Genomic DNA, 15128 nt, shown 5'->3' with positions numbered 1-15128 from the left:
ATCCGGTCGGCCATACTCTGCCGAATGGACCTGGAGGTGCGACACCTGCGGTTCGTCGCGGCGATCGAGGCGGCGGGCAGCGTCACCAAGGCGGCGGCGAACCTGGGCGTGTCGCAGCCGGCGCTGACGGCACAGGTGCGGCGGATCGAGAGCGCCGTCGGCGGCACCCTCTTCGACCGCGGCCGGCACGGCGCGCGGCCCACGCCGCTCGGCGACGTACTGCTGCCGCACGTGCGCGACGTGCTCGGCGCGCTGGAGGAACTGGACCGCGCCGTACGCCACTTCCGCAACCGCGCCGGCTCGCGCACGCTGCGGCTCGCCGTCCGCCAGACGCCGCTGGCCGCCCGCCTCGGCGACGTCGTCGGCGAGGTGTGTCCCGACGACGTGGTGGACCTGGCGGTGGTGGACCGGCAGGCGACGGTGCTCGCCGCGCTCGCCGACGGCACCGTCGACCTGGCCCTGCACGTGGACTTCCCCGGCCGGGAGCCCGTCCTGCCGGCCGGTATCGAGCGTACGGTCGTCGGCCCCGAACCCATGTTTGTCATGCTCGCGACTGATCATCCGTTGGCCGGCCGGGACGAGGTGGAACTGTCCGAACTCGCCGGCTCCACCTGGCTGCTCGCGGTCAACGGCGACGACGAGTTCGACCGCCACCTGGCCAGCCAGTGCGAGCTGGCCGGCATCGGGCCCATCACCGTGCGGGCGTACGAGCCGCTGGTCATCAGCCAGTTGCTGCGCCGTGGTGACCCCGTCGCCGTGCCCGCGCAGGCCCTGGACACCGGCCTGCCGCTGATCGGCACGGTGCTCTCGGTCCGCGGGGCGCCGGTGCGGGTGCGCCACGTCCTGCTGTGGTCGAAGGACGGCCCGATCGACGCCGCCGTGGCCGGCCGCGTCCGCGACGGCCTCGCCGCCGCCTACCGCTCCATGGTCGGCCCCATGGGCCGCGTCCCCGGCTGGTGGGACCGGAACCCGGGCTGGCTCGGCTCCCCCGAGTCCGCCCCGCCCCCCGACACGGCCCCGGCCCCCGACACGGCCCCGGCCCCGGCCCCCGACCCGCCGCCGCCGGCGGACCACCGCGCGCCGCCCCCGCCCCCGGCCGCCGGGTCAGCCCGCGCCGGCCATCCGCCCGTGCCCTACGCCCCCGGCGCGTACTCCGCCACCATCCGCGGGGGCGTCGTCCCCCACTCCGGATGGCGCTCCAGCCACGCCTGATACACCGGCGTCCGCTCGACGATCTCGTGCTGCGCCCGCACCAGCTCCCGCCACACCCCCTCGACCAGGGACCTGCGCAGCGGCCCGTCGGCGTGCCAGAACAGACTGGTGCGCTGCCACAGCGGGGAGCCGCGCAGCGGCACCAGGGTCAGCCCCGTGCGCGGCCGGTTGCCCGGCATCATGGGCAGCACCGCCTGGGCGAGTTCGGCGAGCTGGAACGCCGAGGTGTAGTCGGCCTGCCGGACGCACGGCGTGAACCCGGCCTCCCGGCAACACTGCTCCAGGTGGCGCACGCCCTCGCTGCGCGGGCCGTCGGCCACGCACCAGGTCTCCCCGGCCAGTTCGGCCAACTCGATCTCCACCTCGCCGGCCAACCGGTGCCCACTGGCCACGGCGACGAACAACGGCTCGACGGAGACCACCGCGCACTCGATGCCCGACCCCGCGGGCGCCCGAGGCCCCGGGTTGCCCGCGATCAGGGCCGCCTCGACCCGCCGGTCGGCCAACAGGGCGAGCTGCACCGCCGGGTCGGGCCCCGTGCGCGCCTCGACCTCGGTGCCGAGCACCTGCGGCGCCAGCACCGTCAGGTGCGCCACCAACAAACCCGGGGTGCAGCCGAACCGCACCGACGACGGCAGGGTGCCCGCCTGGTGCCGGGCGGTGGCGGCGGCCAGCCGGTCCATCGCGGTGAGCACCGTGCCCGCGTGCGCGGCGAGCAACTCGCCGAGCGGGGTCGGCACCGCGCCGTGCGCGTCGCGACGGAACAGGGGCGCGCCCGTGATCCGTTCGGCGCGCCGCAGGGCCTCGGTCACCGACGGCTGGGTCATGCCCAGTTCGGCCGCCGCGGCCGTCAGGGTCCCGTGGTCCGCGATGGCCCGCACCACCCGCAAGTGCCGGAACTCCAGTTCCATGGGCGGACTCTATGCAACGGGGCATCGTTACGGAAGTTCACGGTCCGCACGGAGTCACGCCACGCCCCGTCCCCCGTCCGGCCTCCCGGGGCGGCCCCCGCCGGCTCGGCGACGACCGCCCCGGGTTCAGCGCGGCACGCGCGGACCGGCGGCGAGCGGGACGCCGGTGCGCAGGCTCTGCAGGACGGACGGCAGCGAGTCGCGGCTGCGCGCGGCCTCCAGCGGAATGACCGGCTCGCGCGCCGGCTGCCCACCGGGCGGCGCGTACCCGGCCAGCCGCGCCGCGCCCCATACGTACGGGTCCGCCTGCGCGCTGCCGTACGCCGACCAGGCCAGCCTGCTCTGGCCGGTCCTGTCCGTCGTGTCGGAGTCGTAGACCAGCACGTTGGCCGTCAGGGCCGCGGGGTCGACGGCGGCGGGCAGCAGGCGCAGCGGGACCTTCACCTCGACGGTGTAGCCGGTGTACGGCCCCTGGCTGACCCGGGCCGCCCACTCCATCCCGGGGGCCGTCGTCGCGGCCGGGCCCTGGTGCTGGTCGGCGTCCCGGGCCGCGCACGCGCCGCCGTCGGCGGTGAAGGGCAGCACCGCCGCCTTGAAGGTGGTCGAGGTGTCGTCGGAGGCACCCCGTGGATCGAGCGCGAACTCCACCGCGTCGGTACGCCAGTGCCGCTTGCAGTCGCTCGCCTCCAGCGCGGCGCCCCGTACGTCGTCGGCGACCCGCACCGTGGCGTACAGGTCGTCCCCGTGCCGTACGAACCGGGCCATCGCCGCGCAGTCCGCGGGCGAGCACCGCTCGCCCTGCCAGTGCGTGAGCGGCAACTGGTCGCCGGCCCCGTACTCGCCGGGTCCGACGGCGCCGTCCACGGTGGGAGGGGTGGCCACGGCCGGGACGGTGGTGCTCGGGGCGACCGGGTAGGCCGGCTGCGCCCCGTTGGCCAGCCACGGCATGCCGACCCGCTCCGTCCAGGCGCGGAACTCGGCGAACACCGGGCGCGGGTCCCGCTGCGGGCGCACCGGCGCACGCACCGGCTCGCCGTCCTCGGCCAGGACCGAGAACCAGTCGCAGCCCAGCTTCTCGCGCGGGGTGGTGATCTTCTCGGGCAGCGCGCCGAAGCCCTGCGAGACGTACTCGCGCGCGGCCGTGCGCTCCTGCTGCGCCCAGGTGGTGCGGTGCCGGGAGGACCACGCGCCCTCCCATACCCCCTGCTGCGGCAGCCCCGTCGCCGGGTCGCGCACCTCGGCCGTGGCGCAGCCGGGCCCGGCGGGCCCCCGCAGCCGCCAGTTCTGCGCGAGCAGCCGCGACGGCTGCCAGGGGCGGTACCCCTCGCGGGTGATCTGGTCCGGGAAGGCCGTGGGGTCGCCGGCGCGTTGGAACGCCTCGACGGCCAACCGGCCGGCGAGTTGGTGGGCGCCGTGCTGGTCGAAGGGGCGCGGGTCCATCGTCACGATGGTCCGCGGGGTGGTGGCGCGCACCAGCCGTACGAGCCGCTCCAGCGTGTCCGCCGCACGGGGCGGCCCGTCCCAGACGCGGGCGGTGAGCGGCGCCGAGAGGGTGTACCAGAAGTCGGGCTTGTCCAGATAGAACACGTTGCGCAGGCCCGCGTGGCGCACCGCGTCGCGCTCCTCGCGCTCCCGCAGCAGCCCGAGCGGGGCGCCCTCCTGGGGCCCGGTGGCGTTGCCGCCGCCCTCGCCACGGGTGATGGTCACGACGCCGGTGGACAGCCCGTCCCGTTCCCGCCACTGCCCGAAGGTGGACAGCGACGCGTACTCGTCGTCGGGGTGGGCGCCGATGAACAGCACGTCCTGGTGGGCCCGACCGGAGCGGCCCCGCTCCGTGTCCTGTTCCGTGTTCTGCCTCGTGCCCGGTGCCGCGTCCGGCCCTGTGCGGGGCTCCGTGCCGGCCGTGCCGCCGGTCGCCGTGCCGCTGGCCGCCGGGTGCGCGGCGTCCGAGTGCGCGGCGTCCGGGCCCGCGGCCGTCGCGGGCGCTGAGCCCAGCACGCAGGTCGCGGCGAGGCCCAGCGCGACGACGGCCAGCGCGCCCCGTGTCCCGCGCCGGCGCGGCCGGCCGGGGCGGCGTGGCGCGGGCCGGGTGGCGCCGGCAGCCGTGGGTGGCGGTTCCTGGCGTGGTACGGGGGCGGCTACGTCAGACGGCACGAGGCGACTCCTTCACCCAGCTCGACTCAACGGTCCATCTCTGCCCAGGGGCGGGGGCATCCCGAACGCCCCTGATCGGGTCCGGTCGCCGCCAGCCCCTTCCCGCCCGCTTCGCGTCCCCTTCCCCTCCGCTACCCGTCCGCTTCGCGTCTGCCCGGTCGCGCGGTCCGTTCAGCCGAGCAGATGCAGGTTGGGCGCCATCGCGGCCGGCCCGTACTCGGACAGCTCCAGGACCGTGACACCCGCCGCCGCCAGCGGTTCCGCCCCGTCCGCCCCGTCTGGCGCGGGCGGCACGGGCGTGCGCCGGGCCGTGACCACGCGTGCGATGCCGGCCGCCGTGAGGAGTTGCGCGCACGACCAGGGCCGAGAACTCCGGTGGGAGCAGGGCTCCAGGGAGGCGTAGAGCGTGGCCGTCGCCACCCGTGGATCGTCCGCGTCGAGCTTGCCCAACGCGCCCTCCTCGGCGTGGTCGTGCGGGTCCAGCTCCCGCGCGTACCCGCGCGCCAGCTCCGTGCCGTTGGCGGCGACGATGACCGCCCCGACGCTGTACGCCGTCGCCGAGCGCGGACTCGCCCGCGCCAGTCGGCAGGCGAGCGCGAGCCAGGCCCGGTCCGCGGTGGTGACGGCGCCGCCGGGCCCCGGGGCGCCGAAGGCGTGTGAGGACGCGCCGCTGCTCGTCATGGGCCCTCCGGTTGGGATCACTCAGGGCGTGCCTGTGGGAGGACGCCAGCACCGATCCGCCGTGCCTCCAGCGACCGCATGCGACGGGAGGGGCCGCCCGGGTGGCGGCCACGATCGAGCATAAGGGCCACCCCCCGCTCCCTCACCGGCAACGGCACGAGATATAGGGGGAGTTCACGGGTCGCGATCTGGTCGAGCGGGGGAGGCCGGGGCGGCCGGCCGCCCGGGGCGGGCGCGTGGGCCGCGACGCCGGCGACGCGGCGTGACGGGGCGGCGGGCGGCGGCCGTGCCGCCCAGTACGGTGGTCAGCACACCGCTGACGTGCGGTTTCACGGGGGAGAGGGGCGGGCGATGCCGGGTGGGTGCCGCTGACGACGCTTGTCATGGCCCTGACGTTGAGCACCTGCCTGTGCGCGTCGATCAGCACGCGCGCGAGGGTCGGGTCGTTGTGGACGCGCCACGCGCGATGGTGGGGCGACGGAGCGCTGCTGTGCGCGCTGCTCGCCGGCCTCGCGTACGGCTACGGCATCTACGAGGCCACCGCCATCGACAGCGACGCCCGCGTGGTGTGTGCGGCGGAACGTTCGTCCGGCGGCGTGCCCGAGGGCGTGATGAGCGGTGCGGGCCCGCGCCCGTTCTGGCGCGCCGTCACCCGGGAGCGGTGCCGGGACGTTTCGCGCGCCCCCCGTACGCCCCGGAGCGCAGGTTGCCGCTCCTCGAACGCGAGTGAGCCGCCCCCGTCCGGCTGACGGGGGCGGCTCCGCACACATGGCACGACACGACACGACACGCTCGGCCGGGGCGAAGGCGCTGTCCGCTCCCTGTGGCTCGACGGGTCAGCGACTGAGGTCGCAGCCCATTTCGGTGGTCAGGAAGTAGTTCGCGTCCTTCGCGTAGCTCTTCTCCAACTTGGTGTAGAAGCCCGCCTTGCCGAACGACCAGGCGACGTTCCGCTGCGGATCAGCGTTGAGCGTCGGCGCCTGGTCGTCGAACTCGGCCAGCGTTTCCGGCAGTGCGGGCAGCAACTTCGACCCGTCACCGGTCGGGGCGTTCAGGCTGTACAGCGCCCAGCGGTGCAATTCGGGGCTGCGCCAACTGAACGTCATGCCCAGGCATCCCGTCCTGGCCAGGGAGCCCATCATCTTGCCGTAGTCCGGCGTATCGGCGAGCGATCCGCTGGTCTCGTCCACGAGCTTGCGCAGCCATTCCGCGTTCCTGCACTCGGGCTCGATGAGGGGATAGAGGTTCATCGTCTCGCCGTGGAAGTCGGAGGCGACGAAGAACGCCCTGCGCAGTCCGTGCCGGGCGAAGAAATCGGCGTGTGCGGGGACCGATTCGGGTATCGCCGAGAGCGCGAAAAGGTCCTCGATCGGTCGCACTCCCGTGAACGTCCACACCTTCGCCAGACCGCGCCCTGCTTCGAAATCCAGTCCAGCCTGCGTGGCATTGCTGAACGTGTCGAGCACCTCGCGCTGAAGCCGGTCGATCGGTTCGGTGCCATGCCGCAGCAGGTCGTTTCGACGCGCGATGTCGGCCAGATCGTTTTCCCACTTGTAGAAGAAACGGTAGTAGAGACCGTCTCCCGGCTTGGTCGTGGTCTTCGTCTGGACGACGGAACGATCAATTTCCTTCGCGAACACGTCGAGACTCTTGCGCACCATGGCGCCGTCGAACGGAACGGACCTCTTGTCGGCCAGGTTCTGGAGGTCCGTGTAAAACTGCCCGGGTTCGTACGAGATGTCGTCAAAGATTTCGATCATGATTCCCCCATTGTGCAAGTGCAGAAGTGCAGAAATGCAAAGGTGCGGAAGTGCAGGTGCCTAGGTGCGGAAGTGCGACCGTGCCGGCGCTAACTCACGCGTTGGATCAGAGGATCTGAATGCGCTGCAGATGGCGCGTGGAATCGCCGCGGAAAGCGTTGCGACCGTGCAGCAACGCGTGGTTGTCCACGATCACGATATCGTTGTCGCGCCATTCGTGCGCATAGCAGACAGCCGGGTCGTGCAGACGCGTGCTGAGGTCTTCCAAGGCCGCCTTGCCCTGGTCGGCCGGAACGCCCTTGACGTCGAGGAAGAGCGGGTTCAGATACTGCTCGGGGTCGAGCGGCTCGGCATAGCGAATCGTGCGCTCGCCACTCGCCGGGTGCTCGCCGAGGAGCGGCGTGGTGACCAGGCCGCCGTAGTGCTCGACCTTGTCCGTCCGGTAGGTGATCTCCATCTTCTCCCAGAGCGCGATGTCCTCGGGGCTCGCCTCCCGCAGAACCCTGGCCGTGTCGGAGAAGACGGTCTCGCCACCGCCACCGGCGGGCGGCGCCGTGATGCACTGGAAGAGGAAGAACCGCGGCACGGCGGAGGCGAACGCGCCATCCCAGTGGAAGGGCACATCGCCCTTGGCGAAGAGGTAGTTCTGCGGCTCGTCCCTGATTTCGAGGTCGAGCACCGGGCCGAAATCCCATTCCAGGATCTTGCCCCACTCGCGGCAGTACTCGACGAGCTCCTCCTTCGGGAGCATCTCCAAGCCGCGCAGTACGACGACCCGGTGCTTACGCGTCAGTTCGTCGAGCTCCGCGACCGGAAGGGACCGCAGGTCCGCGCCGCTCTCGTGCTTGTTGAGGACAATCCCGAACGGTTGCAGTTCGGTTGCTTCGTCCATGACACCGCTGTGCGACACATCAACACCTTTTCTGCTGGGGTTCGGAATGTGCGAGGCGGCCGGGGCGGCGAGGCTGCCGAGAGAACTCCGCGCCCAGGCGCCCGGTGACGAGTCGTGAACTCGTCGGGCCCTGGGGGCTGGTGATCGAGGGCAGTCCCGTGGTCCGCCGTCAGCCGCTGGCCGTGCGTGCGAACGGGGCGAAGGTCGGTCCCGGCGCCGCGTGGAGCACGACGCCGGAGGGGCGGGCGATGTGATACCGGCGTGCGTTTCCCGGAAGAGGGCCGACCCTAGGCGACGGGGCGCCGGACGATCTCGTACGCCGTCGTCGGGCTGTGCGGGAGTCGACTCTCGTGCTTGCCATATCGGTGCACAGAAACATCCTCCGTGGGATTTCCGTGGATTCCGTGGAACACTGTGCGAGCGACCGGGCGGTGCTTACTCGCCGGCGAACTGCTCTCAGCGATGCCACTCAATCCGGGAATGGGGATGATCGATCGTCGTTGCGCTGCATGCCAGATAAGCCTTCCCCCCGACCCTGGGCGGTTCGTCGATCCGCCAACGTGCCCATGCATCAGACGTCGTCCACGCGTCCCGCATGTCAATGACCCTGCCGTGAGAATTCCCGGCACGTCACCGAATACGTGACCGCTTAAGCAGATTATCATGCGGATGCCCGGCCGAAGGGGACATATCGACTTGATGGCGAAGCTTCACAATCGAACTGATCGCCACCGGCTTGACATATCGGCTGCCGTACGTGCGCCAGATACTTATGGCGAGACCCGCAAGGGCCGCGAACGGGAGCCAGTGGCGCCCGGCTCACCCGACCGCCACGACCCCACACCATCGGGCTGACGTGCCACGGAGGCCGCACCGCCGGCGAGGTGCGCGGGGCGGGGCGGGCGCGGTCGGTGATCGTCTCCGCGATCGGATCGCGCCCCGGCGCGCGGGCCGCGCCGGGCCGGGAGTCGGGGTGCGCCCGCCGGCGCCGGGGCGAACTGTGGTCCACATGGTGAGCAAAGCCGCTTGCCGCGCGTGAACAATGCGGGGCCGGCGCCCCCGTATGCCATGAACGGACGCTCGCTTTCCGCGACGGCGCGCACCCGGACGCGGGCGAGCCGCAAGCCCCGGAGCGCCGGCTGGTCCACCTCTCACCTGCGGTGGTCGCCCGAACGCGACCTCCTGGGCGCGTTCGCCTGTGCCCTCGAACTCTCGGCCCCGTATTCAGGCCCGGGCTTTTGCGGCACTTCCCCGGGCAAGTGGCGCGCCAAGGGCGGCGGCCCGCTCGCAAAAGGGCTGCCGAGATGCTTCTGGGGAATGTTATGTCGTAGGCCCCGGCGCCTTTCCGCGCTCTTTCGATGTGGCCGGCATGGCGAATATCTGGCGTTGATATCTGGTGACGCGGTTTCGGCTGTCGGGGTTTTGGCGCGGCATGTTTTTCGTGGAGAGTGGAGGAGGGAGAACAGGATGGGGGAGGGGTAGGGGGCGAGGCCGGGAATTGCCTGGCTGGAGTGGTGCGGAATGCGCACGCCATCGCTGGGGGTCGGATGGGTCGCGGCTCGGCCGGGCGGGGGCGAGTGCGTCAGGAGGCCGGCCCCGGGGCGTCCCCGGCATCGCCCCACGAGGCCCACCAACCCCGCACGGCCCGGGGCCCGGGGGCGAGACGCGGCCGGCCCCGACCCCGTTCGCACGGGACCGGGGGACCGGGGGACCGGAGGACCGGAGGACTGGGAGCCGGGGGCGCGGCGGGGTCGCGGGGTCCCTGGGGCCGATGAACACGGCGGCCGGTCGCGTCGCCGCGTCGTATCAGTTCGTGGGCCGGCTGCCCGGGAAGCCGTGCCGGCGCGCGGCGATCACGACCGCGAGGACCGGCGCGAGGAGCAGCAGGACGGCCCACGGGAAGGAGTCGCTGCCGAGCCCGCCGAGCAGGACGCCACCGAGTACGCCGCCGCCCGCCATGGCGCCGTTCCACAGGGTGACGAGCATGGCCTGCGCGGCGTCGGCGGCCTCCCCACCGGCGTCGGCGGCGGCGGTCTGCAACAGGGTGGGCACCCCGCCCCAGCCCAGGCCCCACAGGACGGCGGCGACGTAGACGAGGGCGGCATGGTTGGAGAGGACGGCCAGCAGTGCGGCGGCGACCGCGACCAGCAGGGTGCTGGCGATGGTCAGGACGCGCAGCCGGTGGTGGATCTGCGCGCCGACGACCCAGATGCTGGCCAGCGAGGCGACGCCGAAGACGAGGAGTACCAGGTCGGCGCTGTCGCCCAGGCCGAGGTCGTCGAGGTACGGGGCGATGTACGCGTACAGGATGGTGTGGGCCAGGACGAAGACGAGCGTGACGAACAGGACCGGGGCCACGCCCGGGACGCGTAGCGCCCGCAGCATCCTCGGCCGCTCGCCGCGCCCCTGCCCGGGGTGGTCCGGCACCGCCGCGACGATCCACAGCAGCAGCACCACCGTCAGCGCCGTCATGGCGAGGAACGCCACCCGCCAGTCGGTCACCTTGCCGAGGAAGGTCCCGGCGGGCACGCCGAGCGAGAGCGCGAGCGGGATGCCCGCCATGGCGATGGCGATCGCCTTGCCCTGGAGGTGGGCGGGCGCCATGCGTCGCGCGTACCCCGCGAGCAACGCCCAGGCCAGGCCGGCCGCGACGCCGGCGACGAAGCGCGCCGCCATCGTCAGCCCGTAGTGGGACGACACGGCGGTGACGGTGTTGGCCAGCGCGAAGCCGCCCATGGCGGCCAGCAGCAGCCGCTTGCGGCGCCAGCCCGCCGTGGCCGAGGTCAGCGGGATGGCGGTCAGAGCGGTGCCGATCGCGTAGATGGTCACCGTCTGCCCGGCCGCGGACTCGCTGACCCGGAGGTCGTGGCTCATCGCGGGCAACAGGCCCGCCGGGAGCGTCTCGGTGAGGCTGGTGATGAAGACGGCGGTGGCCAGCGCGAGCAGGGCGAGCAGCGGGAGCCGCTGCCGCTCCGGCCCGTCGCCCCGTGAGGGGCCGTTTCCGGCGTCGGCGTCGGCGCCGGCGGGGGAACCGAGCGAGGTATCTGATGCGGTGCTCATGCGAGGAACTCCGGTTCAGGTGGGATGCGTGGCTGGGCGGCCGGGCCGCACGGGCTCCGAGGCCAGGACTGCTGTGGGTCTGGGGGTTGGGGCGGGTGGTGGGGCGTGGGTCGCACGCGGGGCGCGGCGTACGGGGCACGGGGCGCGGGGGCGTACGGGGCACGCGGCGTACGGAGCACGGGGCCGTGGGGCGGCGCCGCGTGGGTCACGCGTGGCCGAGGCCGCCGTCGACGGGGAGCCGCGCGCCCGTGGTGAAGGTCGCCTCCGTCGCCAGGAAGAGCGCGGCGCGGGCCACCTCGTCGGCGGCGCCGAGCCGACCCAGCGGCGGGAGGGGCACGGCGGTGCCGCTCGGCGCCGCGATACAGCTCGCGGCCACCGCGTTGACGCGGATGCCACGGCCGGCCAGTGCGGCGGCGAGCGCGTGCGCGGCGTCGGGCAACGCGGCGGCGGAACACGGGGCGGTGGGGGACGGGGCAACGGGGCACGGAACGGTGGTGGCTGGGGCGGGCACGGTGAGCACCGCCGCGCCGGCGTCCCGCAGGTACGGGGCCAGGGAACTCACGGCCGCCACGGTGTCGGCGAACACCAGGTCCACGCCGTCGGTGGCGGAGGCGAGTTGGGCGTCGACCGCGCCGGGGGCCATCACCTGGGCGGCGGGGCCCAGTTCGCGGCGGAGCCGGGCGTGCTCCTGTGGCGTACCGGCGGACAGCAGGACCCGGGCGCCACCTTCCACGAGGCGCTTGGCGATGGCCAGTCCGATGTCGCTCGCCGCTCCGACGACCACGGCCTCGGTCCCCGCGTACCTGGTCATGTGCGCCACTCCCGTCCCGCACCCGTCGTCCGCGCCGGGTGTGCGGTGTGGCCCGGCGAGAAGGACTGTGCACGGGGCCGCTTCGGAAAACCTTCGGATCGGCTGCGGCCCGCCCCACGGGCCGCTGCCCGCGCGCTCCGTGCCCCGTGCCCCGTCGCCCCGTACCGCACGCACGGGGCGGCGCCGCCCCGTCCGCCCCGTACCGCTCAGACCCGCTGCTCAGACGCGGCTATACAGTGACGCGCATGCGGTTTGGGGTGCTGGGGCCACTGGTGGTGTGGGACGAGGCGGGGCAGGCGGTCACGGTCCCCGAGGTGAAGGTCCGGGCGCTGCTCGCGGATCTGCTCGCGCACGACGGGGGTCCGGTGGCGACGGATCGCCTCATCGACGACCTGTGGGGCGACCAGCCGCCGAGCAGGCCGGCGGGCGCCCTGCAGTCCCGGGTCTCCCAGTTGCGCCGGGTCATCGGCCGGGACCGGGTGGTGCGGCAGCCGCCGGGTTACGGGCTGCGGCTGCGCGGCCCTGAGGGCCCCGACGGTTCGGCCGGCGCCGCCGACGAGGTGGACGCCGCCCGGTTCGAGGCCCTGGTCGCCGAGGCCCGTCAGGTGCGCGAACCCGGGGCGCGGGCCGCGCGGTTCGCCGAGGCGCTCGCCCTGTGGCGGGGGCCCGCCTACGCGGACTTCGCCGACGAGGAGTTCGTACGGCCCGCCGCGCAGCGCCTCACGGAGCAGCGGCTGTCCGCGTGGGAGGAGCAGGCGCGGGCGCGACTGGCCGCGGGGGACCACGCGGCCGTCGCCGACGAGCTGACCGACCTCGTGGGGCGGCACCCGCTGCGCGAGCGCATGCGCGCCCTCCAGATGCGGGCCCTGTACGGGGCGGGGCGGCAGAGCGAGGCGCTCGCCTCGTACGAGGAGTTGCGGGCCCGCCTCGCGGAGGAGTTGGGGGTCGACCCGAGCCCCGAACTGAGCGAGCTGCACCAGGCCGTGCTCCGACAGGACGCGCGCCTCCTTCCCACCCCGCCGCCAGCGGGCCCCGCCGCCCCGCAACCCGCGCCCGCGCCGTACCAGCGCGAACCGACCCGTCCGGCCCAAAGCTCGGCCGAGGGCTCGCCCGTCGAGGCGGTCGCGCCGCCCCTCGTGGGTCCCGGAGCGCGGCTGCCCGCGCCCCTGGCCTCCCTGATCGGCCGCCGGCGGGACCTCGCCGAGGTCGGACGACTTCTCGACTCCGCGCGCCTGGTGACGCTCACCGGGCCGGGCGGTGTGGGCAAGACGCGGCTGGCCGTGGCCGCGGCGGAGGAGGCGGCGGGCGACGCCAAGCGGTTCCCCGACGGCGTCTGGCTCGTCGAGTTCGCCGGCCTGCGCGCCGCGACCGTCGAGGACCTGGCCCAGGCGGTCGCCACCGCCGTCGGCATCCGGGACGATGCCGCGCTGGCGCCGCGCGGCCCCCGCGCCCCCGCCCCGCCGCGCCGTCTCGCCGCCGCCCTGCGCGACCGCCGCGCCCTGCTCGTCCTGGACAACTGCGAACACGTCGTGGATGCCGCCGCCGAACTCGTGACCCTCCTCCTGCACACCGCGCCCGGTCTGCGCGTGCTGGCCACCAGCCAGGAACCGCTGGGCCGCACCGGCGAGTCCGTGTTCCTGGTCGAACCGCTGCCGACCGCCGACGCCGTGCGACTCTTCCGGGAACGCGCCGCCGCCCGCGCCCCCGGCTTCCCGGTCGACCCGGGCCCGGCCGACCCCGACGACCGGGAGGCCGTCGAGGAGATCTGCCGGCGCCTGGACGGCCTCCCGCTCGCGCTGGAGCTGGCGGCCACGCGCGTGCGCGCGCTGGGCGTACGGGAGTTGGCCGACCGGCTCGGCGACCGGTTCCGCGTCCTGACCTCCGGCCAGCGCGGGGCGCCCGCCCGCCAGCAGACACTGCGGGCGGTGATCGACTGGAGCTGGGAACTGCTCAGCGCGCCCGAGCGGATCGTGCTGCGCCGGCTGGCCGCGTTCGGCGGCGGCTGCGACCTGCCGGCCGCCGAGGCGGTCTGCGCGGGGGACGGGGTCGCCCACGACGACGTGCTCGACCTGGTGACGCGGCTGGTCGACCGGTCCCTGGTGGTCGTCGTGGACGCGCCGACCGGACGGCGCTACCGGCTCCTGGAGTCGGTCGCCGCGTACGCGCGCGAGCGGCTGGCCGAGATGGCGGACCTCGACGCCGTACGCGAACGCCACCTGCGCCACTACCGCGCGCTCGCCGAACGCGCCGCGCCCCTTCTGCACGGCGCCGAGCAGCAGACGTGGTTGGCCCGGCTGGACGCCGACGCCGACAACCTGCGCCGGGCGCTGGACGAGGCGACGGGGCCCGCCGCCGCGCCGGACGCGGCCGACGACGCCGCGCGGCTGGCCGCGTCCCTGGCCTGGTGGTGGCTGCTCCGGGGCCGACTCACCGAGGGCCGGCGCGGCCTGCGGTCCGCCCGCGCCGCCCGCCCCGTGGGGGCCGCCGGGGCCGACCCCGTGGCGGCCGAACTCACCCTGCTGCACGCCGCGTTCGCGCTGCTCACGGGCGACCGCGCGGTGGCCGTCGAACGGCCCGTCGCCGAGGCGATCCCGGACCCCGCGCGCCGCGCCCGCGCCCTGTGGCTGTGCGCGTACGGCCTGTTCAGCGCGGGTGCCACCGCCGAAAGCGACGAGCTGAACGCGCACACCCTCGCCCTGTGCACCGCCACGGGGGACCGGTGGGGCACGGCCGCCGCCCTCGCTCTGCGGGCGATGCTCGCCCTGGTCCGCGGCGACCTGGCCGGGCTCGGTCGTGACGGGCTGCGCGGCGCCGACCTCTTCCGCGAACTCGGCGACCGGTGGGGAGAGTTGCAGACCGTCTCGCCACTGGCGGCGCTGGCCGAGATCAGGGGCGCGTACGAGGAAGCGGCGCGCCGCCAGCACGAGGGGCTGCGCATGGCGCGGGAACTGGGCCTCGCGGCGGAGGTCTCCGCCCGGCTGTCCGGCCTCGGCCGCCTCGCGCTGCTGGCCCGCGACTGGGACCGGGCCCGCGACCTGCACGAACGGGCCCGACGCGGCGCCGCCGAACAGGGCTACACGTACGGCGTCATCCACTCCGAGATGGGCCTGGCGCTCGGCGCGCGCCGCGCGCATGACCTGGACGCCGCCGAGGCGCACCTGCGGCACATCGGCGACGGCTACGCGGCGGTCTCGTCGCCGGCCGGCGACCACCTGCGCCTGGCCGAGCTGGGCTTCGTCGCGGAACTGCGCGGCGACGCGGCCCTGGCCGCCACGTACCACCTGCGCGGCCTCGACATCGCCCGCTCCCTGGACGAGCCGCGCGCCATCGCCCTCTCCCTCGAGGGCCTCGCGGGCGCGCTCGCCCGCTCCGCCGACGAGCCCGCCGCCACCAGCGCGGCCCTGCTGCTCGGCGCGGCCGACGCGGCCCGGCGCTCCGTGGGCGCCCCGTTGCCGCCCGCCGAGCGTGGCGACGTCGACCGGGGCACGGCGGCGGCCCGCGCCACCCTGGGCGTTCCCGCGTTCGCGGCGGCGTTCGCCCGTGGCGCCGAGCTGACCACCACCGACGCGGCCCGGCACGCCCGCGCGGCGGCCGACCGGCTACGGGGCGGGGGCGAGCGCGCCGCGCTCGACAGCCGAGAGCGCTAG

The 15128-nt window shown here is 74.6% G+C and carries 10 protein-coding genes; 3 read left to right on the top strand and 7 right to left on the bottom strand.

Going from position 1 to position 15128, the window contains the following annotated elements; all coding sequences use genetic code 11:
* Nucleotides 1-24: 24 nt before the first annotated feature.
* A complete protein-coding gene (locus H7H31_RS08630; protein ID WP_187117851.1) occupies nt 25-1212 on the top strand; it encodes a LysR family transcriptional regulator in 1188 nt (395 codons plus the stop codon).
* On the opposite strand, the gene H7H31_RS08625 is transcribed toward H7H31_RS08630, so the two are convergent.
* The 3 genes from H7H31_RS08625 to H7H31_RS08615 form a co-directional block, all read right to left on the bottom strand.
* Complete coding sequence (locus tag H7H31_RS08625) at nt 1134-2123, bottom strand: LysR family transcriptional regulator (protein WP_187061013.1); 990 nt, start codon at nt 2121-2123, stop codon at nt 1134-1136. The two genes, H7H31_RS08630 and H7H31_RS08625, sit on opposite strands and share 79 nt — an antisense overlap.
* Nucleotides 2124-2249: 126 nt before the next feature.
* On the bottom strand, nt 2250-4277 hold the full coding sequence (locus tag H7H31_RS08620) for a sugar-binding protein (RefSeq protein WP_232109744.1): 2028 nt from the start codon (nt 4275-4277) through the stop codon (nt 2250-2252).
* 171 nt (nt 4278-4448) lie between these two features.
* The gene (locus H7H31_RS08615; RefSeq protein ID WP_187061012.1) at nt 4449-4958 is read right to left on the bottom strand and encodes a cytidine/deoxycytidylate deaminase family protein; all 510 of its coding nucleotides are present in this window, start codon (nt 4956-4958) and stop codon (nt 4449-4451) included.
* A gap of 383 nt (nt 4959-5341) precedes the next feature.
* Here H7H31_RS08615 and H7H31_RS08610 point away from each other — a divergent pair, with 383 nt between their 5' ends.
* Nucleotides 5342-5707, top strand: coding sequence for a hypothetical protein (locus H7H31_RS08610; protein WP_187061011.1), 366 nt, complete (start codon nt 5342-5344; stop codon nt 5705-5707).
* 87 nt (nt 5708-5794) lie between these two features.
* Here the strand turns inward: H7H31_RS08610 and H7H31_RS08605 are convergent, their stop codons facing one another.
* The 4 genes from H7H31_RS08605 to H7H31_RS08590 form a co-directional block, all read right to left on the bottom strand.
* A complete protein-coding gene (locus H7H31_RS08605) occupies nt 5795-6718 on the bottom strand; it encodes an aromatic prenyltransferase (protein ID WP_187061010.1) in 924 nt (307 codons plus the stop codon).
* 106 nt (nt 6719-6824) lie between these two features.
* On the bottom strand, nt 6825-7610 hold the full coding sequence (locus H7H31_RS08600; protein ID WP_176166438.1) for a TauD/TfdA dioxygenase family protein: 786 nt from the start codon (nt 7608-7610) through the stop codon (nt 6825-6827).
* Nucleotides 7611-9416: 1806 nt separating this feature from the next.
* Nucleotides 9417-10670 (bottom strand): MFS transporter, encoded by a 1254-nt coding sequence (locus H7H31_RS08595; RefSeq protein ID WP_187059617.1) that lies wholly within the window; start codon nt 10668-10670, stop codon nt 9417-9419.
* 205 nt (nt 10671-10875) lie between these two features.
* Nucleotides 10876-11481 (bottom strand): SDR family oxidoreductase, encoded by a 606-nt coding sequence (locus H7H31_RS08590; RefSeq protein WP_187117850.1) that lies wholly within the window; start codon nt 11479-11481, stop codon nt 10876-10878.
* A 245-nt stretch (nt 11482-11726) separates the two neighbouring features.
* On the opposite strand from H7H31_RS08590, the gene H7H31_RS08585 reads away from it, so the two are divergent.
* A complete protein-coding gene (locus H7H31_RS08585; protein WP_187061271.1) occupies nt 11727-15128 on the top strand; it encodes an AfsR/SARP family transcriptional regulator in 3402 nt (1133 codons plus the stop codon).

It is taken from the genome of Streptomyces buecherae, assembly GCF_014295035.1.
GTDB lineage: Bacteria > Actinomycetota > Actinomycetes > Streptomycetales > Streptomycetaceae > Streptomyces > Streptomyces youssoufiensis.
This window is presented reverse-complemented; position numbering and strand designations above follow the sequence as displayed.